The 22,922-nt window shown below is 53.5% G+C and carries 20 protein-coding genes; 10 read left to right on the top strand and 10 right to left on the bottom strand.

The features are described 5' to 3' along the window. Positions 1–17 precede the first annotated feature (17 nt). Together EDM57_RS19950 and EDM57_RS19945 are read right to left on the bottom strand one after the other, a co-directional pair. Positions 18–2,090 carry a methyl-accepting chemotaxis protein gene (locus EDM57_RS19950; protein ID WP_122906448.1) on the bottom strand — a complete coding sequence of 691 codons (2,073 nt, stop codon included), beginning with the start codon at positions 2,088–2,090 and terminating at the stop codon, positions 18–20. A 119-nt stretch (positions 2,091–2,209) separates the two neighbouring features. Next, the gene (locus tag EDM57_RS19945) at positions 2,210–2,683 is read right to left on the bottom strand and encodes an N-acetyltransferase (RefSeq protein ID WP_122906447.1); all 474 of its coding nucleotides are present in this window, start codon (positions 2,681–2,683) and stop codon (positions 2,210–2,212) included. A 198-nt stretch (positions 2,684–2,881) separates the two neighbouring features. On the opposite strand from EDM57_RS19945, the gene EDM57_RS19940 reads away from it, so the two are divergent. The 3 genes from EDM57_RS19940 to EDM57_RS19930 all read left to right on the top strand — a co-directional run bounded on the left by EDM57_RS19940 (position 2,882) and on the right by EDM57_RS19930 (position 6,340). Then, positions 2,882–3,475 (top strand): TetR/AcrR family transcriptional regulator, encoded by a 594-nt coding sequence (locus EDM57_RS19940; RefSeq protein ID WP_122906446.1) that lies wholly within the window; start codon positions 2,882–2,884, stop codon positions 3,473–3,475. Positions 3,476–3,591: 116 nt separating this feature from the next. Then, positions 3,592–6,084 carry a U32 family peptidase gene (locus tag EDM57_RS19935; RefSeq protein WP_122906445.1) on the top strand — a complete coding sequence of 831 codons (2,493 nt, stop codon included), beginning with the start codon at positions 3,592–3,594 and terminating at the stop codon, positions 6,082–6,084. 25 nt (positions 6,085–6,109) lie between these two features. Continuing rightward, positions 6,110–6,340, top strand: coding sequence for a DUF1128 domain-containing protein (locus tag EDM57_RS19930; RefSeq protein WP_122906444.1), 231 nt, complete (start codon positions 6,110–6,112; stop codon positions 6,338–6,340). Between the two features lie 468 nt (positions 6,341–6,808). Here EDM57_RS19930 and fabF read toward each other — a convergent pair whose 3' ends face one another. Then, positions 6,809–8,047 (bottom strand): beta-ketoacyl-ACP synthase II, encoded by a 1,239-nt coding sequence (gene fabF / locus EDM57_RS19920; RefSeq protein ID WP_122906443.1) that lies wholly within the window; start codon positions 8,045–8,047, stop codon positions 6,809–6,811. Positions 8,048–8,173: 126 nt separating this feature from the next. Here fabF and EDM57_RS19915 point away from each other — a divergent pair, with 126 nt between their 5' ends. After that, complete coding sequence (locus tag EDM57_RS19915) at positions 8,174–9,034, top strand: helix-turn-helix transcriptional regulator (RefSeq protein WP_122906442.1); 861 nt, start codon at positions 8,174–8,176, stop codon at positions 9,032–9,034. A 184-nt stretch (positions 9,035–9,218) separates the two neighbouring features. Here EDM57_RS19915 and cimA read toward each other — a convergent pair whose 3' ends face one another. Further along, positions 9,219–10,841: a citramalate synthase gene (cimA, locus tag EDM57_RS19910; RefSeq protein WP_122906441.1), complete on the bottom strand. Its 1,623-nt coding sequence runs from the start codon at positions 10,839–10,841 to the stop codon at positions 9,219–9,221. Positions 10,842–10,960: 119 nt separating this feature from the next. Next, positions 10,961–11,800, bottom strand: coding sequence for an alpha/beta hydrolase (locus EDM57_RS19905; protein ID WP_122906440.1), 840 nt, complete (start codon positions 11,798–11,800; stop codon positions 10,961–10,963). Positions 11,801–12,068: 268 nt separating this feature from the next. On the opposite strand from EDM57_RS19905, the gene EDM57_RS19900 reads away from it, so the two are divergent. After that, positions 12,069–13,433, top strand: a complete 1,365-nt coding sequence (locus EDM57_RS19900; protein WP_122906439.1) for a helix-turn-helix domain-containing protein — start codon at positions 12,069–12,071, stop codon at positions 13,431–13,433. Between the two features lie 439 nt (positions 13,434–13,872). Further along, a complete protein-coding gene (locus EDM57_RS19895) occupies positions 13,873–14,097 on the top strand; it encodes an aspartyl-phosphate phosphatase Spo0E family protein (RefSeq protein ID WP_246005860.1) in 225 nt (74 codons plus the stop codon). Between the two features lie 111 nt (positions 14,098–14,208). Here EDM57_RS19895 and EDM57_RS19890 read toward each other — a convergent pair whose 3' ends face one another. The 4 genes from EDM57_RS19890 to EDM57_RS19875 form a co-directional block, all read right to left on the bottom strand. After that, a complete protein-coding gene (locus EDM57_RS19890; RefSeq protein ID WP_122906438.1) occupies positions 14,209–15,315 on the bottom strand; it encodes a YheC/YheD family endospore coat-associated protein in 1,107 nt (368 codons plus the stop codon). Between the two features lie 136 nt (positions 15,316–15,451). Then, complete coding sequence (locus EDM57_RS19885; RefSeq protein WP_122906437.1) at positions 15,452–16,645, bottom strand: M20 metallopeptidase family protein; 1,194 nt, start codon at positions 16,643–16,645, stop codon at positions 15,452–15,454. A 423-nt stretch (positions 16,646–17,068) separates the two neighbouring features. Next, the gene (locus EDM57_RS19880; protein WP_122906436.1) at positions 17,069–17,542 is read right to left on the bottom strand and encodes a dihydrofolate reductase; all 474 of its coding nucleotides are present in this window, start codon (positions 17,540–17,542) and stop codon (positions 17,069–17,071) included. Next, entirely contained in the window at positions 17,539–18,333 is a 795-nt protein-coding gene (locus EDM57_RS19875; protein ID WP_122906435.1) for a thymidylate synthase, read from the bottom strand. The genes EDM57_RS19880 and EDM57_RS19875 overlap by 4 nt, the downstream gene beginning before the upstream one ends. 135 nt (positions 18,334–18,468) lie before the next feature. Here EDM57_RS19875 and pdxR point away from each other — a divergent pair, with 135 nt between their 5' ends. Next, positions 18,469–19,902, top strand: coding sequence for a MocR-like pyridoxine biosynthesis transcription factor PdxR (gene pdxR / locus EDM57_RS19870; protein WP_122906434.1), 1,434 nt, complete (start codon positions 18,469–18,471; stop codon positions 19,900–19,902). A gap of 138 nt (positions 19,903–20,040) precedes the next feature. Then, the gene (locus EDM57_RS19865) at positions 20,041–20,238 is read left to right on the top strand and encodes a hypothetical protein (protein WP_122906433.1); all 198 of its coding nucleotides are present in this window, start codon (positions 20,041–20,043) and stop codon (positions 20,236–20,238) included. 145 nt (positions 20,239–20,383) lie between these two features. On the opposite strand, the gene EDM57_RS19860 is transcribed toward EDM57_RS19865, so the two are convergent. Next, a complete protein-coding gene (locus EDM57_RS19860; RefSeq protein WP_122906432.1) occupies positions 20,384–20,590 on the bottom strand; it encodes a cold-shock protein in 207 nt (68 codons plus the stop codon). 127 nt (positions 20,591–20,717) lie between these two features. On the opposite strand from EDM57_RS19860, the gene EDM57_RS19855 reads away from it, so the two are divergent. After that, on the top strand, positions 20,718–21,179 hold the full coding sequence (locus EDM57_RS19855; protein WP_246005859.1) for a hypothetical protein: 462 nt from the start codon (positions 20,718–20,720) through the stop codon (positions 21,177–21,179). 214 nt (positions 21,180–21,393) lie between these two features. Next, positions 21,394–22,857: a sodium/proline symporter PutP gene (gene putP, locus EDM57_RS19850; RefSeq protein WP_170163483.1), complete on the top strand. Its 1,464-nt coding sequence runs from the start codon at positions 21,394–21,396 to the stop codon at positions 22,855–22,857. The last annotated feature ends 65 nt before the right edge of the window (positions 22,858–22,922 follow it).

Here is a 22,922-nt window from a genome sequence, read left to right as displayed (position 1 = left end):
CAATATGTCTGATCCGCTTACTTGAGCACAAATGCAGCCAACGACCCGCGCAGTTCTTCCGCCAATTGCGCAAGATGATCGGTGGACTGGACGATCTGCTCCATGGCTGAACTCTGCTCTTCCACCGCAGAGGAGATGCTCTGCACGCCAGCCGCCGCCTGAACAGACGCTGCCGAAACTTCCTTGGCTACTACGACGACCTGCTGGGCATCTGGCGCCATTCGGGCAAAAGCTTCGCTGACCCGGTTGATCTCGGCCGAGACGCGCAAAATATTTTGCTCGATCCGCTGGAACATTTCCCCCGATTGACGGGCTGTTTTCATCCCGTGAGCGGTAGTCTCGGCTCCCTCTGCCATTTTGGCCACCACAATCATCGTGTCGTTTTGCACGTCGTTAATCATCCGCACAATCTGCTGCGCCGCTTCATCCGTGCCTTCCGACAGCTTGCGCACCTCTCCGGCCACGACCGCGAAGCCTTTTCCGTGCTCCCCGGCGCGGGCTGCCTCGATCGCGGCATTCAACGCGAGCAAATTCGTCTGTCTGGCAATCTCCGTGATGACGGAAATAATCCGGGAAATATCTTGCGACCGCTGCTCCAGCACGCGAATCACCTCAGTGGCCGCCGCTACGGAGCGATTGATTTCCTCCATGCTGCGAATGACCGCCGTCACTGCCTCCCTGCCTTCCTCCGCATGCTGCTTCATCTCGGCTGAGGACAGGTTGACCTGCCGCACATTCTCGGTAACGCCATCGACATCGTTTGTCAGATCAACAGCCAGATTGACCGTCTGGCCCATTTTTTCCACCTGGCTCTCACTCGACGCCGCTACCTGATCGACGACCTGGACAATTTGCTGGCTGGACGAAGCGATTTCATTCGTATTGCCGTGAATTTCCTGCACCGTATGCGCAACGGAATCCGCAGCCTGTTCTACCTGCACGAGAATGCCGTGCAATTGCTTTTGCATCGTGGACAGCGAACGAGCCATCTCTCCCAGCTCGTCCTTGCGCCTGAGCAGCTTGCCGGGAACGGTCGTGGTCAAGTCGCCCTGGCCAATCCGCTCGGCCACGTGCAGCATCCCGCTGAAGGAGCGGCGCAGCCACCCCGCCGTGTAGAGCGAGATTCCCACGATCACAATCAGGACGACGCCGTTAAAGACGATCATCGCGGTTTGAATGCGATTTGGCCCCGCCAGAATCTCCGGCATGTCGATCTCTGCCAGGATCGCCCACGTATGCTTCGCGACTTTTACCTGGTCAAACGAAACGAGGACGGGCTGCCCGCGAAAATCGACGCTTTGCTCTGTCCCCGTAAACCCTTCCGCCTGGAAAACTCGCTCGATGACCGGCGTGTCGACTGTCTGCTGCAAAATCGTCTCCTGACCGTTGCCCAGTTGCGAGCGCATCAGCTTGTCCGACCCGACGAGGTAAATTTTCCCCGTCTCGCCCAGCCCCTCGCGCTGACTCAGCAGGCGGGAGACATAATCGAGCGGCACTTCTACGGCGAGTTGCCCCATCATGTAGCCTTTTTCATAAATCGGGGCCGCAATGTAGACGCCCGGTTCATTTCCTGACGGTTCATACCTGCCCACATCAGACACTTCTGCGCTCTGAACCTTCAAAACCTGCTGGACGGTTTGGCCCAGCACGGAGTTGGCGTACTGCCCTGTCAGCAGGTTGGTGCCGAAGTCGGACTGCGGATTCGTCTCGTACACGATCACGCCATCGCTGTTGAGCAGATAGGCGTTGGAAAAGCCATAGCGTGCGACCTCCATCTTCAACTCATTGGCAAAGGAAAACTCTGCATCCTTGTAGGCAGCGGATTCCCTGCCTTCCTGCCATATCTGCTGAAAGACAGTAAGAGCAGAGATTACGGTTCCTGAAGCTGCCAGTGTATCAACATTTTTCGTGCGTTCCCGAAAATAGTTCTCCACCTGCTCCTTTTTGCTTAACCGCAATGCCTCCAGCTTAGCCGCACTGCCGACCAGCAATTCCTGTTTGGTCTCCTGATAAGCAAACACTCCTGCCGCCGTCAGCGGTATGATACTCGCGACCAAAAGTACGATCAGTACGCGCGCGCCCAGCTTCATGGTAAGCCCCCCAATTTAAACACTTTAGTTCCGATTCCATATTCTCTATATTTTTATATTATTAAGAATATAGTACCAGAAACGAAAAAAGGTAGGCTACACAAAATGTATCAAAAGTATCAGACTGTTTCAAAAATCATCGCGATTTCGTCACACATCGGCAGTTTGGAACAGTTGATGCAGTCTTTCCACACCTTCTGCGGCAACGTTTCCTTCGCGACGATCCAGAACCCGCACTTTTCAAAGAAAGCTTTTTGATAGGTCAACGCAAGCACCCGCTTAATGCCCAGATTGCGACACTGCTCTACCAGATGGAGGACGAGATGCTTGCCCACGCCCATCCCCTTTGCTTTTTCCGCAATGGCCAGCGAGCGAATTTCGGCCAAATCCTCCCACAAAATATGCAATCCGGCAACTCCCACTACTGTATCTCCATCATGCGCGACGATAAATGACTGCAAATTTTCACAGACCGAAAGTTTCGTACGCGGCAGCATCAATCCTTGTCGTGCATATTCATTAATGATCTCCAACATGGCATCAACGTCTCTCATCGTTGCCTGACGTACTGTCAGCGCTTTCGCAACGCTCATTTTACACTCCTCCACCCTATGCTCTTACGGCTCGGTATGATTAAATATTTATTCATTATAGTATATAAATATACATCCGACTTTCCAAGAAGTCTATCTCTTTTTTTGCGCTTTTTTACGGGAAATCCACGGAAAATTCTTTTGTAGGTAACGGTTATGTTATAATCAAGCAAACGAAGCAGAGGAGGTACCACCTTTTTGACGACGAGACGGGAGCGAAAAAAGCGGGAAACCCGCGAAAAAATATTCAATGCCGCGATCAAGTTGTTCAAGCAGCACGGCTTTGAAGCCACGACCATCGACATGATCTCGGAAGAAGCAGATGTCGCACGCGGCACCATTTTTCTGCATTTCACGTCAAAGGAAGCAATCCTCGCCAACTGGGGATACGAGCGGCTGCATGAAATTGAAGAGCGCCGCGATGAATGGGATTACGGGGACGATTGCAAGGCCAAGGTTTTGCGGATTTACAAGATCATGAACGAGGTAACGATCACGAATTTTGACTTCATCAAAGTCGTGGTGGAATCGTCCATGAAGCATCGCAAAGTGCTGGAGAACGAGAAGAACGTGTACTTCGAGCTGCGGCAGCTGTTTGCCGACCTGATTGAGGAAGCACAGGAAAAGCAGCAACTGAAGGCGAAGTTCAATCCGCTCGTGGCAGCAAACATGCTGGAAAATATTTATTACAACGCTCTGTACGACTGGGTGCGCAGCGAAGGAGCATGGGCTTTGGAAGAGATTATGGAAGAGAAGGTTTCGATTGTATTCGAAGGGCTGGTCGCGGATTAACCATGCGATCAGCCCTTCGAATTTGGAGAAGTGGAGGTTTTTGTTGCGGGAGCAGGGACATTTCCCTATGATGAAGGAGAGCTTGTCTTAACGACCTTGGAGGTAATGACATTCACATGCGAAATGGAATCAAGCGTGAAGATATTGAGCTGTTGGCTCCTGCCGGCAACTGGGACTGTTTGAAGGCCGCTGTCGCGAATGGGGCCAACGCCGTTTTTTTCGGGGTGGAAAAGTTCAACGCACGCGCGCGGGCGGAGAATTTCCACATGGCTGAACTGCCTGAGATTATGGCTTATTTGCATATGTACGGGGTAAAAGGGTTTCTTACCTTTAATATTCTTGTTTTTGAAAACGAGCTGGAGGAAGCGCGCGAGCTGATCGACGCCTGTATTCACGCCGGGGTGGACGCGGTTATCGTTCAGGACCTTGGTCTGGTGAAGCTGATTCGCGAAATTTCTCCGGACTTCCCGATCCACGGCTCCACGCAGATGACGATCACTTCGCCGGAAGCGGTCGAATTTACGAAGCCATTCAACATCGAGCGTGTCGTACTGGGACGGGAAAACTCGCTCAAGGAAATCAAGAAGATCGGGGAAAAAGCGAAGCTGCCGATGGAGGTGTTCGTCCACGGCGCACTGTGTGTCTCCTACTCCGGTCAATGCCTGACTTCGGAAATGTGGGGCGGACGCTCGGCCAACCGCGGCGAATGCGCACAGGCTTGCCGTCTGCCGTACGATCTGATGGTGGACGGCGTGCAAAAGGAGATGGGCAATATCGCGTATCTCCTCTCGCCAAAGGACCTGGCTGCCATCGACCTCGTTCCGGAGCTGATCGAGGCGGGCGTGACTTCGTTCAAAATCGAAGGCCGCCTGAAATCGCCGGAGTACGTCGCCAACGTAGTCAGCAAGTACAACGCTGCCATCGAGCGCTACTTTGCCGGAGAGAACACGGAGCCGAGCGAAGTCGAGATTCGCGAGCTGCAGCAAAGCTTTTCCCGCGGCTTTACCCATGGATTTTTGGAAGGAACGAACAACAAGAAGCTTGTGGACGGTTCGTTCCCGAAAAGTCGCGGCGTCTTTTTGGGCACAGTGAAAAAGCTGCTCGGAACAAGCGTGCTCGTCGAGATTACGGCTCCCGTCAAACGCGGTGACGGCATCGTGTTCGACGCGGGCGATCCGACGCAAAAAGAAGAAGGCGGACGCGTCTACGATATTCTCTCCCGCGGCAAAAAAGTGGAGGGCGAGGTCGAAAAAGGCTTGTACGAGCTTGTCATGGGCCGCAACGACATCAACCTGAAGCGCATTAACGTGGGCGACCGCGTATGGAAAACGAGCGACCCCGTGCTGGATCGCCGCCTGCGCAAAACGTTTGAAACGGAAAAGCCGTACCGCACCTTCCCGCTCGCCGTACACGTCAGCGGCAAAGCGGGCGATAAGCTCAGCATCACCTGGGTGGACAAACAGGCGAACCACGCTGTGACCGTACAGTCGGAAAGGCCGCTTGAGGCTGCCCTGAAGCGCCCCTTGACACATGAGCTGCTGCACGACCAGTTAAGTCGTCTGGGTGGAACCATTTATTATCTGGACACGCACGATTTGAGCGTCGAGCTGGACGGAGACTTGATCGTGCCTGTCAGCGAGCTGAACCGGATGCGCCGGGAAGCCGTGGAGCAGCTCGTCTATTTGCGCTCCAAGCCCCCTGTCTACCAGCATCGCGACGTAAACGTGTACGCGGACGTGCCGCGCAAAGAGCCGGTGGAAAAGCCGATGCTGACCGCGCTGTGCCGCTCGCTTGAGCAACTGGAGGCGGCGGCGCAGACGGACGTCGATTTCCTTTACGCGGACTTCGAATTCGTCAAGCAGTACCCGGAAGGCGTCAAGCTGGCGCACAAGTACGGCAAAAAAATCGGGATCGCGACGATGCGCATTCACATGCCGGACGAAAACGGCGTGCTGGCCCTGATCGCCAAAAGCAAGCCGGACGCGATTCTCGTGCGCAACACCGGGGCACTCTACTACTACCTGTCCCGCAAGGATGAAATCGACATTCCGCTGATCGGCGATTTCTCCCTGAATGTGGCCAACCATAAGGCTGTCGAGCTGTTTCTCGAAGCGGGCCTGACACGGGTCACGCCTTCGTACGACTTGAACATCCAGCAAATGGTCGACTTGCTCAGCCGCTCCAACGCCGCCAAAATGGAGCTGGTCATCCATCAGCATTTGCCGATGTTCCATACCGAGCATTGCGTGTACTGCACGTTCCTGAGTGAGGGGACCGACCATACCAACTGCGGAACCCCGTGCGAAACCTCTCGCATCTCGCTCAAGGACCGCGTCGGCTTCTCGCACCCGGTGCGGGTAGACACCGGCTGCCGCAATACGGTGTACAACGCCATCGACCAGTCGGGCGCGGAGTATTTGAACGAGTTCCGCTCCCTTCACGTCGGCAGCTACCGCATCGAGTTTTTGGAGGAAGAACCGGAGCGCGTGCGCGAAGTCATCAGCCTGTACCGTCAGGCTTTGCGCGGAGAAGTGAGCGGCACACACGTATGGCGCACGCTGAAAGCAACCAATCAGCTTGGTGTCACGCGGGGACAGTTGACCAAATAACTGCTTTTTGGAGGGGAGAACAACGATGGCAGACTTGAAAGAGGCGACAAAGGAAAATCTGGCGGTGCTGATCGAGGGCATCAAAGCGAAGCTGAACATGGCAAACACCGCCGTCATGCGTGCGGAAGATTTTGACCTCGCTCATTACGAGGACCTGCTGTACCTGTACAACATGGTGCAGAAAAAAGCGTCGTTCGGCATCAATGAGATGACGGCGATCGTCGAAGAATTGGGTGCAATGCGCAAGCAGTCCTAGCAGAGAGATTGGTTGAAAAAGGCAAAAAGCGTCGCCTCCCGTTTGGGAAGTGACGCTTTTTGTGTTGGGCGTGTCTGTTTCGCAGCTTTTTTTGCGGGAGAATCCATCGCAGCATCTGGTATTTTTCACGGGTGTTATTCTCTACTGTATGCTTTCAACGCCGCGATCCAGTTCCGCATCTGCTCCAGAATAAATGGGGCGGGCGGGGTCTTTCCGTCTTCTTTCGCGATTTTCAGCCACTGTAATTCTTTTGGCGCATATTGAAGTTTGGTAAGAAGCTCTACTTCCTCAATGCCTCCGCTAATTTCTCGTAAAAAGATGTACATGTGATTGTCCAACGCATGCCAATCACGAGGCCTATTCGCAAGTCGATACGAATCACTCCTTCATCATAAAACAAGGCAATGGTTCGATGATGCAAAAAAGAACCTTCCCAAACCATTCGGAAAGGTTCCAAAACACTAAATCTTACCCCTCGTACTTCCGCAAAACAATCACCGCATTATGTCCGCCAAAGCCAAAGGAGTTGGACATCCCGATGTTCAGCGGCAGCTGGCGGGCCGTATTCGGTACGTAGTCGAGGTCGCAGACAGGGTCGCGTTCCTCCTGGTTGATCGTCGGCGGGACGATTCCCTCCTGGAGACTTTTAACCAGGGCAATGGCTTCTGCACCGCCTGACGCTCCGAGCATATGGCCTGTCATCGACTTGTTTGCGGTGATCGGGATACGCTTGGCGTGTTCGCCGAACAATCGCTTGATCGCCAGCGTCTCCGAGCGGTCCCCGATTTCGGTGCTGGTGGCGTGGGCGCTGATGACGTCTACCTCATCCGGCTGGATGCCTGCTTCCTCCAGCGCCCATTTCATCGCCCGGTACGGCCCGATTCCTTCCGGATGGGTCGCGACCATGTGGTAGGCGTCCGAGCTGGCGCCGTAGCCGATGACCTCTGCGTAGATGCGGGCGTTGCGTTTCAGCGCATGTGAGTGCGACTCCAGAATCAGGATGCCTGCGCCTTCTGCCATGACAAATCCATCCCGCTTCGCATCGAACGGCCGGCTTGCGGCTGTCGGATCGTCGTTTCGCGTGGACAGAGCCATCGCGTTGCTGAAGCTCGCCAGCGACACCTCGTTGACTGCGGCCTCGGTTCCCCCGGCAATGACGACGTCTGCCCGGCCGGAACGGATCAGCCGATACGCTTCGCCGATTGCCGTATTGCCGATCGAGCAGGCGGTGACAGGCGACAGGGTCGGGCCGTAGATGCCGTACTTGATGCTAATCATGGCTGGCGCGATGTTTGCGATCAGCATCGGCACGAGCGTCGGGCTGATCCGCTCCGGTCCTCTCGCGCGCAGCAAGTCATGCTGCTCCAGAAGCGTCTGCACGCCGCCAATCCCCGAACCGACGTAGACGCCTACTCTCTCGCGGTCGCATTCCTCCAGCCGCAGTCCCGCATCTTCCAGCGCTTCATCCGCTGCCGCCATGGCAAACTGGCAAAAGCGGTCCATGCGCCGCGCCTCTTTGCGTCCGAAGCGAGCCTCCGGATCAAAGTCGCGGACGAGTCCGGCAATTTTGGTTTTATAGCGGGATGTATCGAATCTATCAATTTGCGATATGCCTGATTTTCCTTGTGTCAAGCTGCTCCAAAACTGCTGTACGTTGCTGCCTACAGGCGAAATGACACCCATACCTGTAACTACTACTTTTTCCATGGTTATCCTCCTTTGCAAGTCCTTATGGAAACCATATTGTCACACGTGTTATCCTATTACAAGTTATTATTTATCCTAGTATAACAAGTAACAGTTTTGGCTAAAAGACCAGAAAAGGAGTCGGCTATGAACAACCAGACACGATTGCAGGCCCTGTCGTCGTTTTTAAAAGCGCAGCGCGCCAAAATTCTTCCCCAATCCGTCGGCCTTGCCCCTGGCACCCGCCGCCGGACACCCGGATTGCGCCGCGAGGAAGTCGCGCAACTGGCAGGAGTCAGCCCCACCTGGTACACGTGGCTGGAGCAAGGCAGAGACATCAAAGTCTCGCCCTCTGTGCTGGACGCCGTTTCCAAAGCGCTGCAACTGACCGTCGACGAGCGCAAATATTTGTACGCGCTGGCTCTGGAAAGCGGGACGGGAGTGGACACGAGCCTGCAAAAAGAAGAACCGCCCCAGATCAGCCCCGCCCTGGAAAGAATATTGCACGAGCTGCGCTCCTGTCCGACGATCGTCTCCGACAGACGGCTGCACATCGTCGGCTGGAACAACGCCGCTGCGCACGTCTTTCTCGACTTCGAGCAAATTCCGTTCGAGGAACGCAACCTGATCCGGCTCTTGTTCACGCGAAAAGAACTGCGGCGGCTGGCGGTCAACTGGGAACATTTCGTCAGCGGTTTTCTCGCGATTTTCCGGGCGTACTACGGGCAGTACGTCGAGGATGAATGGTACGCGCATTTTTTAACCGAAATGAAAAAAGTGCACCCCGATTTCCAGCGGCTCTGGGAGCAAAGTCACGTCAGCTCCGCCCCCGAAGTGCTGCTTGAATTTCGCCATGCCAAGGCCGGGAAAATGCAGTTTCATCTGACCTCCCTGCAAGTGCAGGGCAGCGCTGACCTGCGATGCAGCATCTACACGCCGGATCCCCAGTCCTCGACGGAAACAAAGCTGCGCCAGTTGATTGATCGACCTGCTTCGGAGGACGACTGAGCAGGAAAAAAGCCAAACAAAAAGACCAGCTCGCTCTCACCCGAGCCGCCCTCTCCTGTCCGATGCAGAAAGAGGGCAGCTCCCAGGAGCTTTGCTGGTCTTTTTTTACGAGGAAATAAGGTAATGTGCTTGCATCATGCTACTGCTGCTCACGCGCCAGTCAACAAGCCTGCCGCTTGCCGCTTCAATGATTGACGATCCCGACCCGCGCTTCCGCAGACGCCAGGTGGCCTGCTTCCTCGCAGCCTTCCTTCCACAAGAAGTAGCGAATACTGTCCGCAAGTGCCTCCCAGCTCGCTTCGATCACGTTGGTAGAAACGCCGACTGTGCTCCACTTTTCGCCATTGCTCGCTGATTCGATCAGGACGCGGACCTTGGCCGCTGTCGCTCCGTTTTCATCCAGCACACGCACCTTGTAATCGGCGAGGTGCATGTTGGCGATACAGGGGTAGTAGCTCTCCAGCGCTTTGCGCATGGCGTTGTCCAGCGCGTTGACAGGGCCGTTTCCGTCTGCTGCCGTGTGGACGCTCTCGCTGTTTACGCGCAGCTTGACCATCGCCTCGGACGTGATCGACTGAATGGCTGCCTTTTCCATCAAAATTTTGAAGGAATCAAGCGTGAACCAATTTTTCAGCTTGCCGGACGCCTCAAGCAGCATGAGCGTAAGCGAAGCCTCCGCGCCCTCGTACTGATAGCCCTGGAACTCGCGCTCTTTGATGCGCGTGATGATCTCGCGGGTCTTTTCCCGATCCAGCGACAGATCGATTTCCAGCTCCTCCATTTTGGCGAGCAGATTGCTCTGGCCTGCCAGCTCGGAGACGAGTACGCGGCGCTTGTTGCCGATGTTTTCCGGCTCGATGTGCTCATACGTCTTCGGATCGCGCAGGACAGCGCTGACGTGGATGCCGCCCTTGTGCGCGAAGGCGCTGTGCCCGACAAACGGCTGGTTGTTGGGCAGTGTCATGTTGGCGATTTCCGCCACGTAGCGCGACAGCTGCGTCAGTCCTTGCAGCTGCTCGCCGCTCACGCAGTCGTATCCGAGCTTAAGCTGCAGGTTGGGCACGACAGAAACGAGGTTGACGTTTCCACAGCGCTCCCCGATCCCGTTGATGGTCCCTTGCACCTGCTTGGCCCCGGCCTGTACTGCCGCGAGTGCGTTCGCTACGGCCACACCGCTGTCGTTGTGCGGGTGAATCCCAAGCGGCGTACGCAGTTGTCCCACAGTTGCCCTGACGATCTCGTACACCTCGTGCGGCAAGCTTCCGCCATTCGTATCGCAGAGGACGATCCAGTCGGCTCCGGCTTCTTCCGCTGCTTTTAGCACCTCTAGCGCATAGCTTGCATTTGCCTTGTAGCCATCGAAAAAATGCTCCGCCAAAAAGAGCGTCGTCAAGCCTTTTTGTTTCAGAAAAGCCACCGAATCGGCGACCATGCGCACATTTTCTTCCAGTGTCGTTTTCAACGCGTCTGTGACATGCAAGTCCCACGACTTGCCGAAAATTGCCGCAGCCTGCACGCCGCTTGCGATGAGAGCCTGCAGGTTGTCGTCCTCGGCAGCCGCCACATTTGGACGACAGGTGCTGCCAAACGCAGTCACCTTGGCATGCTGGAGCGGAATCTCGCGAATGCGTTCAAAAAACGCCATGTCCTTCGGATTGCTCCCAGGCCAGCCGCCTTCGATAAAATCAATGCCGAACTGATCCAGCCGCAGTGCAATTTTTATCTTGTCTTCCACCGACAGGCTGATCCCTTCTCCCTGCGTCCCATCTCGCAGGGTGGTATCGTACAGATACACCTTGCTTTTCATGTTTCTTCTCCACCTGTTCCTGATATTTTTCTGAATAATCACATCATTTAAATCTTTAGATGTTCCCCAGTATACCATAGCCCAAATGGATTGAAAACGCAGGAAAATCGCGGCTTTTTCTATGTCCGCGGGGTGAGGACAAAAGCGGCTGTCCGCTCGATCGCTTCTTCCAGCGGAGCCGAAGTGCCCGCAAACGGATGACGCGTGTTAAATGTATGATCGCCGCCTTCTATCCAGTGCAGCTCACTGTTTTTCGCAGTCTGATGGATACGTTTGGCAGCCTCTACCAGACGGACAAAATCGTTTGTTCCACTGATGATGCACAACGGCTTTTCCATGGCCGCTACTTTTGCCAAAATGTCATATTCGTCCCGGTTCTGGTCCACATCGTCAATGACGACCCGCGTGATCGGCATATGTTGTCCAGTGCGCGCATTCGCAATGTATCCGACGCCATTTTCCTCGATCTGCTTGCGCAGCGCTGCGTCGAACAGGTTGACGTCGCCGATGCCGTTCCACGTCACGATGCCTGTCACATGCGGGTTTTTCGCCCCGAACAGGATGGCATCTCCGCCGCCTTTGCTGTGTCCGAGCACGTACAGCTTGGTTTTGTCCACGCAGGCGGGCAAAGAAAGCTCACCAGACACGATCCGCTCGACAAGTGCATGCAGATCGGCAAGCTCGCGGGCATACGTGTTTATCCCGAACTTTTCCAGCTCATCAAACTCGGTCAGGCTCTCCCCTACGCCGTTGCAGCTGAAATTGAAGCGAATCGTCGCAATCCCTCGCTTCGCCAGCTCATCTGCGACATACGGGAAGCTGCCCCAGTCCTTGAAGCCTTTGAAGCCGTGGCAAAACAAAAGCAGCGGCTGTGAAGACCCGGCTGCTTCCTCCGTATGTATGTTTCCTCGCAGTGTCAAACCTTCTCCCAGATCAATGGCAAACGCTTCCTGTCCCATGCTCGCTCTCCTTCCTCGGTTACGTGATGATCGCCGCTTGCGGCGACAGACACTTTTATTATGCCGCATCCGTTGGGCAAATGGGGGATTTTTTGCAGGAGAGCGGTGTGACTTGTTTTGCGTGCAAATTTTTCCAAAAACGACCTTTCATTTACTTTCATTGACTGTCGCGTTAATATAATAATAGTTTAAGTGCCAGAAAGTTTTCTATCGAGCAAAGAATTTGGCAAAATAAAGCAGCCATTCGTGTATTTGAGGAGTGTTACTTATGGGGGGAATGATCCGGCGGTCATTGCGATCAGAGATCGAAAAAAACATGAAATTGAAAGGGTTTACAATTAGTAAGCTCAGCGAATTAACCGGCATTAATTCAGGGACGCTCAGCACGATTTTCAACGGGAAGCCTCCTCGTCCCATGACGATACGGCAACTGGATCAACTGGCCATTGCCTTTGGGCACGAGCCAGGCTGGTTATACGAACTGTATCCGGAAGAATGTATAACCGAGGACAAATTTTCCCGTCCGCGTGTTATCCCCTATCTGACTCGCTGTGCTGAGCTCGACCGCCAGGATTGTATTCGCGAGACTGCCTCAAGGCTGCTGGAAAATCCGAAAAATATCAAAATCCTGTTTTCAGTAGCGGAACAGCTTTTTGAGAAAGGGAAATGGAAAGAATCCCTCCCTTTTTACCTGCTCGTCATCGATAACGAAAAGGATAGCTATGCCAATCACTTTGTGATGAGCCAGTACCGACTGTTCCGAGCTGCCGAAGGGATGAACGCTGAAGAAAAATTTAAAGCTGTTATCCGCTTTGAACCATACAGAAGGCGGTTGCCGGAAAACCATCAGCTCGATGCGCTATTGCACCTGGCAAAGATTTGTTACACCCTGCGCAGATGGGAAGATGTCGGGAAATACGCAGATGAGTTAAGGGAATTGGCAACCATTGTCTATGAAGATGAGCTTCGCAGAAGAAGAATCAACAAGCCAAGTGAATTGCCAAAAACGGAGCGCCCTTTGATTCTGTACTATGGACAGGGGTATCTTTTAAAAGCGGTAGCCCTGAAAAACATGGGCAAGTATGAAGAAGCAAAATTGTACACGAATGGCTATGCCGATTTAAGCTGGTTTGAAATCCGCGATCCGGAAAGCGAAGCAGAAGTGGAGAAATATCGATTATGGGCTTTGGCGAACTCATACACTTTGTCCATGGCGATGGGAAACATAGAGGTTCTGCCAAATTACCTGGCGTTCCTTTCCCAAAATCCAAAAGAGATACTTCCCGGTCTGGTCACGATCATCAAAGCTGCAAATGAGTTTGATTTTCCAATTGAATCCGTATTAGAGCGGTTTTCAGAAGATATAGAAGGATTCGGAAACGATGAGGGGGTTATTGAAAAAACTCATCATCTTCACTTTCGATACCATTTAGCGGTATACTTGTTTAAAAAAGGGAAATATTCAGAGGGCTTGGATGAAATCTTGCGCTGCCTTGCTTTAACGAATGCCTCCAAGGACTTTGATTATTTCAAAAGCTGTATTGGCTTGTTTTGGTCCCATCTTCGACACGCATCGGATGTACAGAAAACGATCTTTCAGCGTGTAGTAGACGAAAGGAGCGAGGAACGATGAAGAAAAGTATGAAAGGACTTGTATTCTCATTATGCTTCTTGGTAATGGGCTTGGGATTCGGGATCAACATCCATGACACAACTGGGAAAGTCATCACGATAAAACCTTCCATCATTCAGTACGATCACGGTGTAGGCGGCTGATAAAATCGCAAATCCGCAGCTTTTCCTTTGCAAGTTGCAAAACTGGGAGGCTTGAGTGACCTCCCTGTTTTTGTCTTATGGTTCGGCAGAAAAACGCAAGCCCACAAAGAGCGCATTGTACGCGTCTTTTCCCTGGGCTCTTTCTTTTTTCGCCTGTTGCTGCTTGGGCCGAATGGCGCAGGATGCCTGCTTCGCGGTTACCTGCATACGCTCTGCAATTTTCCCCAACTGCTTTTTTTTTGCAGAATGCCGTATCGTTATAGATACCCTTATATTGTAAAAACAGGGAGCTGATAATGGTAGACACGGGGAAAAAAACAGGCATTCCATCTCCTGATATGACAGAAGATCATCGAAAAAAAGAGAACATATCAGAAATCATCGAGGAAATGCGAAACCAATTAGTGATACTGGTTCAGGAAAAGGGGATTTCCCACAGTGAAGTTTTAGCGTTAAGCCAACGTCTGGACGAATATATTGTGCAGTATCAAATCACCGCGAACAAAAAATCTGGAAAATGAGATCACAACATCCGGAAGAACTGGCACGCTTGCATGCGTCCAGGTCTTTTTTTCTTTTGGGCATATGTGCCTGGAAATGAAAATGACCCTTCAAGCGGCGGAAGGGTCTTTTCAACCGAATAACTGGTCTTTTCGCTGCGCATCCTGTTCGATCAGGTACAAAGCGTATTCCAGCGGGCGGCGCACCGCCTGAAGGTAGCGGCGATGCTCTCCCAACTGCTTGAAAATTTCCCGGCCCGGCTTCGGATTGATTTCGATAATCCACACCCGTCCGTGCACATCAATGCCGAGATCGAAGCCAAACTCCATCATCTGCCCGAAGTGCTGCTCGATACGCGCCACCGTTTGCAGGACGAGCTCCTTGCATTCCAGCACGATGCGCCTTGCTTCTTCCTGCCCAAAGCGACCTGCCAAAAACGGAATGGCAGCCATCGCCGTGCCTCCCCCGTGCAGGTTCGAGGTCGAGGATCGCGTCGAACCGATGCGTATGCCCATGCCCGTCAGCCGCCAGATGCCTTCCCCGTCCTTTTGCACCAGCACCCTGGCATCGACAGTTCGTCCCGGCACCAGCGACAGTTGCAGTCCTTGTTGCAGAAAAAAGTCTTCCTTTCCGTTTTTCTCGCGATCCATCCACACCTCCAGCCGCTCGCATACTTTGGTGATGGACGAGAGCTTCTCGCTGCTTTTCGCCTGTTGCTTGGTGCGGCCGTGCAGCAAGTAGCCCTGTTTTGTTTTTTCCACGCGCAGGATGCTCCTCCCGCCTGAGCCGTTTGTCGGCTTGAGATAGACCAGCCGATGACGACCCAGCATGGAAACGAGGGTGTTTCGGGAGTAGGCGAACGTTTCCGGCAGCCACCTTTTCAAACGCGGATCTGCCTGCAAAATTTGATGCAGATTGAACTTATTGGTGAAACGGTTATTGGCATAGCGAAACCAGTTTTGCTTTCGGAACGGCAGATAGAGGCTATGCTTCGCCAGCGGATAATAGCGATAGCGGTCGATAACGATGTCCGGCCAATCGAACCACTCACTCTTCCAGCCTTTTTCGGCAGGGACGAAGCCTTTGATCCTGCGTTCGGAAAACTTTACATCCTGCGGCCCGAATACGAAGACATTCGCCCCCATGCTGCTGCCTTCCTTGACCAGGAGGCGCAAAAAGCCTGGTTCGACAAATCCGGTTTCTCCCCGATAGGTCAGTATGCCGATCCGTTTTCTCACTGAGGCCGTCCCTCCTTTGTTCACCCGCATGCCGTGTGTGGTGTACGACGCCTCATTTCATCAGTTTATGGCCGCATCCACTAAAAAGCGCCTTTGCCACCGCTAGGCAAAAGCGCATCTTTGCAAGTCTTCCTGTTTATCCCTGATGTTTTTCCAGATAGAGCAGGGCTGTTCGTCCCAACAGCTCTCCGGCAATGAGCATCGCATCTTCGTCGATGTCAAAGCGCGGATGGTGGTGCGGATATTTCGCCAGCTTGTCCGGATTGCCCGCCCCGACAAACAGGTACGCGCCAGGGACCTTTTCCAAATAGTAAGAAAAGTCCTCGCCGCCCATCAGCGGCTTCATCGGCTCTACGCGCTCGGGACCAAACGCCGCCACTGCCGCCTCGCGGGCGATCTGCGTTTCCCGCTCATGATTGATGACAGCCGGGTAGCCGCGCTCGTACGATACTTTCGCCTCGCCGCCCATCATCTTCGCCGTCCCGACGGCAATTTCGACGAGTCGCTGCTCCGCGCGATCCCTTACGTCAGGCAAAAACGTCCGCACGGTTCCCGTCAGGCGGCAACTGTCCGCGATAATGTTGTTGTTGTCGCCGCCATGGAAAGTGCCGACCGTCACGACGACGCTTTCCAGCGGGCTGACGTTGCGGCTGGCGATTGTCTGCAAATGGCCGACGATTTGCGAACCGATCACGATGGAGTCGACCGTTTCCTCGGGAACTGCGCCGTGGCCGCCCCGCCCTTTGATCTCGATCACAAAGTCGTCCGTGTTGGCCATGATCGGGCCGCTGCTGATGAACACTTTGCCCACTGGCAGCATGGACCAGAGATGGACGCCAAACACCGCATCGACGCCGTCAACTGCCCCGTCCTCCGTCATTTGAATCGCGCCGCCCGGAGATTCTTCCTCCGCATGCTGGAACAAAAAGCGAATTTCTCCGGCAAACTGATCGCGGTGTGCAGCGAGTACGCTTGCCAGCCCCAGCAACTGGGAGGTATGGGCGTCGTGACCGCAGGCGTGCATGACCCCAGGAACGGTTGATTTGTACGGCACATCTTTTTGATCCTGAATCGGCAACGCGTCAAAATCGGCGCGCAACGCCACGACCTTGCCCGGACGGCTGCCCTTGAGCACCCCGATCACCCCGCGGCCGCCTACTCCCGTCCGCACTTCGTCAAAATTCAGACTGCGCAAGATTTCCGCAATCATCGCCGGCGTCTTTTCCTCCTGAAAGGAAAGCTCCGGATATTGGTGAAGATGGCGTCGCCACGAAATGATTTGCGGCTCCATCTCTTTGAGCAGCGATTTCAATTGTTCCTGCAAGGACATCTGTTTCTCTCCTCCCACTGGGTGCGCTTTTTTCTGTCTGTCTTTATCATAGCAAAAATGCGCTTGCAGCGGAGAGGTTCCTTTTTTGAGGTAGATGGAACAGATTGCATGGTTTAGCGCGCAAATAATGCGTTTCCCAGTCGCAAATAATTTTGCACTGTAGAAACGCTTTTTCTTATTGCCAGCCGGCAAAGCTGTACTGTGATGCACTTTTGGCAAACAAGCAGACGATCAAGACTACGATGGCACATACATTTAAAACATCAAAAAGGAACTCCTTTTTTATCAACGTATCCCATCTCCTTTAGCTAGTGGAAAAAACCGTTCCCAAAGAGCGGTATGAGTGCCCGTACGCTCTGGGCACTGCAAGAAAAAAATGCCTCCCGACTGACAGGAAGCATTTTTCTCTGGATCGTACTTCACCTATTTTTTGCGCTCATACACGTAAAACGTATGCGGATGCACATTTTTCTCGTCCACTACGCCTTCGCGCTTGTCCACCAGCACAAACGCGTCGCGGTCCCATACCGGGAAAAACGTGTCGCCTTCCGTCTCCAGATCGATTTCCGTAATGTACAGCCGATCCACGACATCCAGAAACTGGCGGTAAATCTCGGCACCGCCAAAAATGATGACGTCGCCCAGCGCGAGCACTTCTTCTTTTGAATGCACGACGTCGACGCCCTCCGGGTGAAAGTCCCGACTGCGCGTCAGCACGACGTTTCGCCTGTTCGGAAGCGGCTTGCCGATTGACTCGAACGTCTTTCTGCCCATGACAATCGTTTTGCCCGTCGTCACTTCCTTGACGTGTTTCAAGTCGGCAGGCAGGCTCCACGGCATGTTGCCCTCTTTGCCGATCACCTGATTTTTCGCGTAGGCCACGATCAGACTAATCATACGGACACCTCGCCCTTGATGTGCGGATGCGCCTCGTAATCGACAATTTCAATGTCGTCATACGTAAAGTCAAAAATGGACGTGACCGCCGGATTGAGCTTCAGCTTGGGCAACGGCTTTGGCTCGCGGGTAATTTGGAGCTTCACCTGCTCGATGTGATTCAGATACAGGTGCGCATCGCCCAGTGTGTGGACGAAATCGCCGACCTTAAGCCCCGTGACATGCGCAACCATATGGGTCAACAGTGCGTAGGAAGCAATGTTGAACGGTACGCCCAAAAACGTGTCGGCACTGCGCTGGTACAGCTGGCACGACAGCTTGCCGTCCGCCACGTAAAACTGGAACAGCAAATGGCAGGGCGGCAGTGCCATCTCGTCCAGGTCGGCCGGATTCCACGCGCTCACAACCAGCCGGCGGGAGTCCGGATTTTTTTTGATTTCCTCTACTACCCATTGGATCTGGTCTACGGTCTTGCCGTCGCGCCCGGTGAAAGAACGCCACTGCTTGCCGTACACCGGGCCCAAATCCCCGTTCTCATCGGCCCACTCGTTCCAGATTCGCACCCCGTTTTCCTGCAGGTAGCGAATGTTTGTATCCCCAGACAAAAACCACAAAAGCTCGTGGATAATCGATTTCATATGCAGCTTTTTCGTCGTGAGCAGAGGGAAGCCTTCGCTCAAGTCAAAACGCATCTGATGCCCGAAAACGCTCATCGTTCCTGTGCCTGTCCGGTCTTCCTTCGTGACGCCTTCTGCCAAAATGCGTCGGCACAGCTCCAGGTATTGTTTCATCCCCATCTCTCCCTTCCGTCCTCTATACTAAACAAAGCTTGTCCAAAAGGAAAGAAAGCATTTGCGTGGTATAATGGACTGGATGATATTTACTTTTGTCACGGAAAATGAGCACGTACAGAAAGCAGGATGGACATGGACGACAAGACGACAGGGACAAAACCAAAGCCTTTATACAAGCGGATTGCCGAGCAGATCGAGCAGCGCATCAGCAGCGGCGAATTCGGACCTGGCAGCAGTCTGCCCTCGGAGCGCTCGCTGGCAAAAGAGCTGGGCGTCAACCGTTCGACGATTGTCGCTGCCTACGACGAGTTGCAGGCTGCCGGGATCGTGGAGCGCAAGCAAGGAAGCGGAACGCTCGTCAGCCAGGATATTTGGGGCCTGGCACGCACGCGTGTCCCAAACTGGCGGCATTTAACCGAAACCGGATCGTTTCGCCCCAATCTGCCGCTCATCCGGAAAATTCGCAGGGAAACACAGGAAAACGAACTGATCGACCTGGCGAGCGGCGAGCTTTCCCCTGATCTCGTTCCCCATGACACGCTGCGACAGTTGACAAGCCCGGATGACTTCCCCGCTCACCTTGGCTACGAGCATCCGCAAGGCAACTGGTCACTGCGCGAAACGCTCGGCCGCCATATGCAAGAATGGCGCGGCATCAAAGCGCCCGCCACTTCGATCATGATTACTTCCGGGGCGCAGCAAGCGTTGCACCTCGTCGTGCAATGCCTGCTCAAACCGGGCGACGCCGTAGCGCTTGAAACGCCTTCGTACTGCCATTCCCTGCCGCTGTTTCACTCGGCTGGCTTGCGCATCTTTTCGCTTCCGGTCGAGCGGCATGGGATTGACCCGGACAAGCTCGCCGACTTGCACCGCAAGCACCGGATCAAGATGGTGTTTCTCAACCCGAACTTTCAAAATCCGACCGGGACGCTCCTGTCGCTTGAGCGCCGGAAGCAGCTGCTCGCTTTTTCTGCTGAAAACGGCATTCCGATTATCGAAGACGATCCTTACAGCCTGACCGCTTTTTCCAAAGAACCGATCCCTACGCTCAAATCATTGGACGAGCACGGTACTGTCCTGTACATCAGCTCGCTGACCAAAATCGTCGCGTCCGGCCTGCGCATCGGCTGGATTGTCGGTCCGCAGACCGTCATCGAGCGGCTGGCAGACGCGAAGCAGCAGTTTGACTTCGGACACAGCATTTTCCCGCAATGGCTGGCCGACCGCTTCTTGGCTTCCGCCGAGTTTGCCCGGCACGTTGATCGGCTGCGCACGAAGCTTGCCCTCCGGCACGACCAGCTATTTTTTTCGCTGCAAGAAACATTCGGCGAGCAGGTGGACATGGCGGGAGCACAAGGAGGCATCCATCTCTGGTGCCGCTTTGCCGGAACATGGAGCGAGCAGCAGCTCCTGACCGAATCCGTCAAGCGGGGTGTCGTCTTCGTGCCTGGCCATTTGTTCGGAGCAACGCCGGGGCACGTGCGCTTTACGTTCGGAAGAGCTGCCCTCAGCCAAATTCCTGCCGCAGTCGAACGTTTTGCCGAAGCATTTTTCGCAAGTGGATGAGCAAAAAAACCGCAAAGTGGATGGCCACTTTTTGCAAAGGACGGTATATGATCGAATCAGTTGCCCTGCCAACCCTCTGCATCCTTGTGTGTGCCTCACAGGATGACTGTGTGATACAGAAAGGACGATTGGTTTGTCATGCCTATTTTTCCCTTTATTGTGGCCGTCATCATTCTCGTTGTCTGTGCGTTCATCGGGACGTTTCTCATCGGCCTGAAGCCTGTGGAAGCCAAGCAGCGCAGCTTCAAGCAACGTTCGCGCAACCTGCTGCTCATATACGCTTGTATTACGTTGATGCTCGCCATCGCCCTGTGCGTCTATCTCTACAACCTGTAGGACTTGCACTCCATACGGGGAGACCCCCTCTGGGAGAGATTTCTGCCAACAACAAGACGCCGCCAGCCCTTTTGGGTGTGACGGCGTCTGGAATCAAAAAGATGACTGGATCGGTCATCTGCTTTTTTTTTTTTTACAGGCCAAACTAGACGATTTTGCGCGCGACATTTGCCGCTTGCAATCCCCGCTGTCCATTCACAATCTCAAACTCAACGTACTCGCCTTCCTCCAAATTCCGGTACCCTGTGCCTGTGATCGCCGAATAGTGCACGAACACGTCAGGGCCTCCATCCCGCTCGATAAATCCATACCCTTTTTCCTTGCTGAACCATTTTACTTTCCCTTGAATCATTGCGCTTCCTCCCTGTAATCAGTGCAGCTCTTACGCTTACCTCATCATATGCGGATGCGCCGAAAGTGGATATACAGTAAAATAAATAAAGCATATTTCAAGCGTGCAAGAAAGGAGTGGAACACAGATGATGAAAAAAGCATGGATTCTCGGCTGCGCGCTGCTCTTGACAGCCTGCTCGGAAATTTCCGAAGGCGTACAGACAGCACAACAGGCTGTGGAAACGGGCAAACAGGCAATCGAGGTAGGCAAACAGGCGGTAGAAGCGGGCAAGCAGCTCGCGGAATCCGAGATTGCCCAGCAATTGAAGACGTATCTCCAGCAAAAATATGAATCCTCCGAGCCTCTGCGCAACGCCATGTTCAGCGGTGACGGCCAGTTGCTCGTCGACCAGTTGCAAAAGACCGAGCTGGCCAACTTCAGCTTTTACAAGTCCGACCTGTTCGGAGTAGAATACACGGGCAAACTCATGGGCGACGGTACTTTTCAAGTGCTGAAGCACGATTTGAACAACCCGGGGGCAGAACCTGCCGTGGTGAAGGAGTTCAAGGTGACACTCGACAGCAGCGGACAGATCCAAGTACAGTAAAAAGGAATTATTTTACAAGAAAGCGCAGACAATACCTAGAAAACAGGCCTGCAATAGGTAAAATTGCAGGTTTTTTCATACGAATTAAAAACTTTTTATTGCTTCTCTACAAAATTTTCTGTGTTTTATTATAGATTTTCATTTCGGGGCATGATATTGTGTAAGACGTCACTAATAATTTTATGAATATGAAACAAAAGAAGGGGTGCTTTTCATGAACATGCTGCTTGCATCCATTGTTGTGTACATGGTAGGCATGCTGCTCATCGGTTATTATGCCTACAAACGTACCTCCAATCTGACTGACTACATGCTCGGCGGCAGGTCACTCGGCCCAACCGTAACGGCCTTGAGTGCAGGCGCGTCCGACATGAGCGGCTGGCTGATGATGGGATTGCCAGGTGCGATGTATGCCACAGGTCTTAGCGCATCCTGGATCGCGATCGGCTTGACGCTCGGTGCGTATGCAAACTGGCTGTATGTGGCTCCGCGTCTGCGCACGTATACGGAGGTAGCGAACAACTCCATTACGATTCCGGCCTATCTGGAAAACCGCTTCGGTGATGTCTCCCGGATGCTGCGTCTCGTCTCTGCACTCGTCATTATGATTTTCTTCACGTTTTACGTCTCGTCCGGTCTCGTATCCGGAGGTGTCCTGTTTGAAAACACGTTTAACCTGGACTACCAGACCGGCTTGTGGGTAGTTGGCCTCGTTACGATTGCGTACACGCTGTTTGGCGGCTTCCTCGCCGTAAGCTGGACGGATGCCGTACAAGGTTTGATTATGGTTATCGCACTCATTATGGTGCCGCTCGTCACCATCCTGACTGTTGGCGGTGTAGGCGAATCGTTTACGACCATTCACTCGGTTGATCCAACCCTGCTCGATATTTTCAAAGGGACAAGCGTGTTGGGCATTATCTCCCTGTTTGCCTGGGGGCTCGGTTACTTCGGACAACCGCACATTATCGTCCGCTTTATGGCGATTACTTCCACAAAGGAAATTAAGAAAGCGCGTACAATTGGTATGGGCTGGATGATTTTCTCTGTAGTAGGCGCCATGTTTACCGGACTGGTCGGTATTGCGCTGTACGCAAAACAAGGCTGGACGATTGCCGACCCGGAAACAATCTTTATCCAGCTCGGCACGGTGCTGTTCCATCCGATCATCACTGGCTTCTTGCTCGCCGCGATTCTGGCTGCGATCATGAGTACGATTTCTTCCCAACTGCTCGTGACCTCCAGCTCACTGACAGAAGACATTTTCAAAACGTTCCTCAAGCGCTCTGCGACGGACAAAGAGCTTGTCGCCGTTGGCCGTCTCTCTGTTCTGATCGTCGCCGTCATCGCCTTTTTGCTGGCGTTGAACAAAAACGATACGATCCTCGATCTCGTCGGATACGCATGGGCCGGATTTGGTGCTTCGTTCGGTCCAGTGATTCTGCTGTCCCTCTACTGGAAGCAGATGAACAAATGGGGCGCACTCGCTGGTATGATCGCCGGAGCCGCCACCGTTATCATCTGGACAAGCTTCGATGTGCTGAAAGATTTCCTGTACGAAATGGTTCCAGGCTTCGCCGCAAGCTTGCTCGCGATTGTGATCGTCAGCAAATTGACAAACGGACCTTCCAAGGAAGTTGCCGACCAGTTTGACAAGTACAAAAAAGTAACCGAATAACGCTGGAAAAAACATGAACGCCCAGGCTTTGCCTCTCGTGCAAATGCCTGGGCGTTTTTTCTATC

The organism is Brevibacillus gelatini, from assembly GCF_003710935.1.
Classification (GTDB): Bacteria; Bacillota; Bacilli; order Brevibacillales; family Brevibacillaceae; genus Brevibacillus; species Brevibacillus gelatini.
The sequence above is the reverse complement of the archived record's forward strand: the minus strand, read 5'-3'. Positions and strand labels throughout refer to the sequence as shown.

Bases quoted from the DNA above. Each gene is read 5' to 3' on its own strand.
- putP (WP_170163483.1), top strand. From the start codon at position 21,394: ATGAACATGCTGCTTGCATCCATTGTTGTGTACATGGTAGGCATGCTG.
- pdxR (WP_122906434.1), top strand. From the start codon at position 18,469: ATGGACGACAAGACGACAGGGACAAAACCAAAGCCTTTATACAAGCGG.
- EDM57_RS19855 (WP_246005859.1), top strand. From the start codon at position 20,718: ATGATGAAAAAAGCATGGATTCTCGGCTGCGCGCTGCTCTTGACAGCC.
- EDM57_RS19945 (WP_122906447.1), bottom strand. From the start codon at position 2,683: ATGAGCGTTGCGAAAGCGCTGACAGTACGTCAGGCAACGATGAGAGAC.
- EDM57_RS19880 (WP_122906436.1), bottom strand. From the start codon at position 17,542: ATGATTAGTCTGATCGTGGCCTACGCGAAAAATCAGGTGATCGGCAAA.
- EDM57_RS19895 (WP_246005860.1), top strand. From the start codon at position 13,873: ATGGTAGACACGGGGAAAAAAACAGGCATTCCATCTCCTGATATGACA.
- EDM57_RS19865 (WP_122906433.1), top strand. From the start codon at position 20,041: ATGCCTATTTTTCCCTTTATTGTGGCCGTCATCATTCTCGTTGTCTGT.
- EDM57_RS19935 (WP_122906445.1), top strand. From the start codon at position 3,592: ATGCGAAATGGAATCAAGCGTGAAGATATTGAGCTGTTGGCTCCTGCC.
- cimA (WP_122906441.1), bottom strand. From the start codon at position 10,841: ATGAAAAGCAAGGTGTATCTGTACGATACCACCCTGCGAGATGGGACG.
- EDM57_RS19875 (WP_122906435.1), bottom strand. From the start codon at position 18,333: ATGAAACAATACCTGGAGCTGTGCCGACGCATTTTGGCAGAAGGCGTC.
- EDM57_RS19900 (WP_122906439.1), top strand. From the start codon at position 12,069: ATGGGGGGAATGATCCGGCGGTCATTGCGATCAGAGATCGAAAAAAAC.
- EDM57_RS19860 (WP_122906432.1), bottom strand. From the start codon at position 20,590: ATGATTCAAGGGAAAGTAAAATGGTTCAGCAAGGAAAAAGGGTATGGA.
- EDM57_RS19915 (WP_122906442.1), top strand. From the start codon at position 8,174: ATGAACAACCAGACACGATTGCAGGCCCTGTCGTCGTTTTTAAAAGCG.
- EDM57_RS19950 (WP_122906448.1), bottom strand. From the start codon at position 2,090: ATGAAGCTGGGCGCGCGCGTACTGATCGTACTTTTGGTCGCGAGTATC.
- fabF (WP_122906443.1), bottom strand. From the start codon at position 8,047: ATGGAAAAAGTAGTAGTTACAGGTATGGGTGTCATTTCGCCTGTAGGC.
- EDM57_RS19905 (WP_122906440.1), bottom strand. From the start codon at position 11,800: ATGGGACAGGAAGCGTTTGCCATTGATCTGGGAGAAGGTTTGACACTG.
- EDM57_RS19885 (WP_122906437.1), bottom strand. From the start codon at position 16,645: ATGTCCTTGCAGGAACAATTGAAATCGCTGCTCAAAGAGATGGAGCCG.
- EDM57_RS19930 (WP_122906444.1), top strand. From the start codon at position 6,110: ATGGCAGACTTGAAAGAGGCGACAAAGGAAAATCTGGCGGTGCTGATC.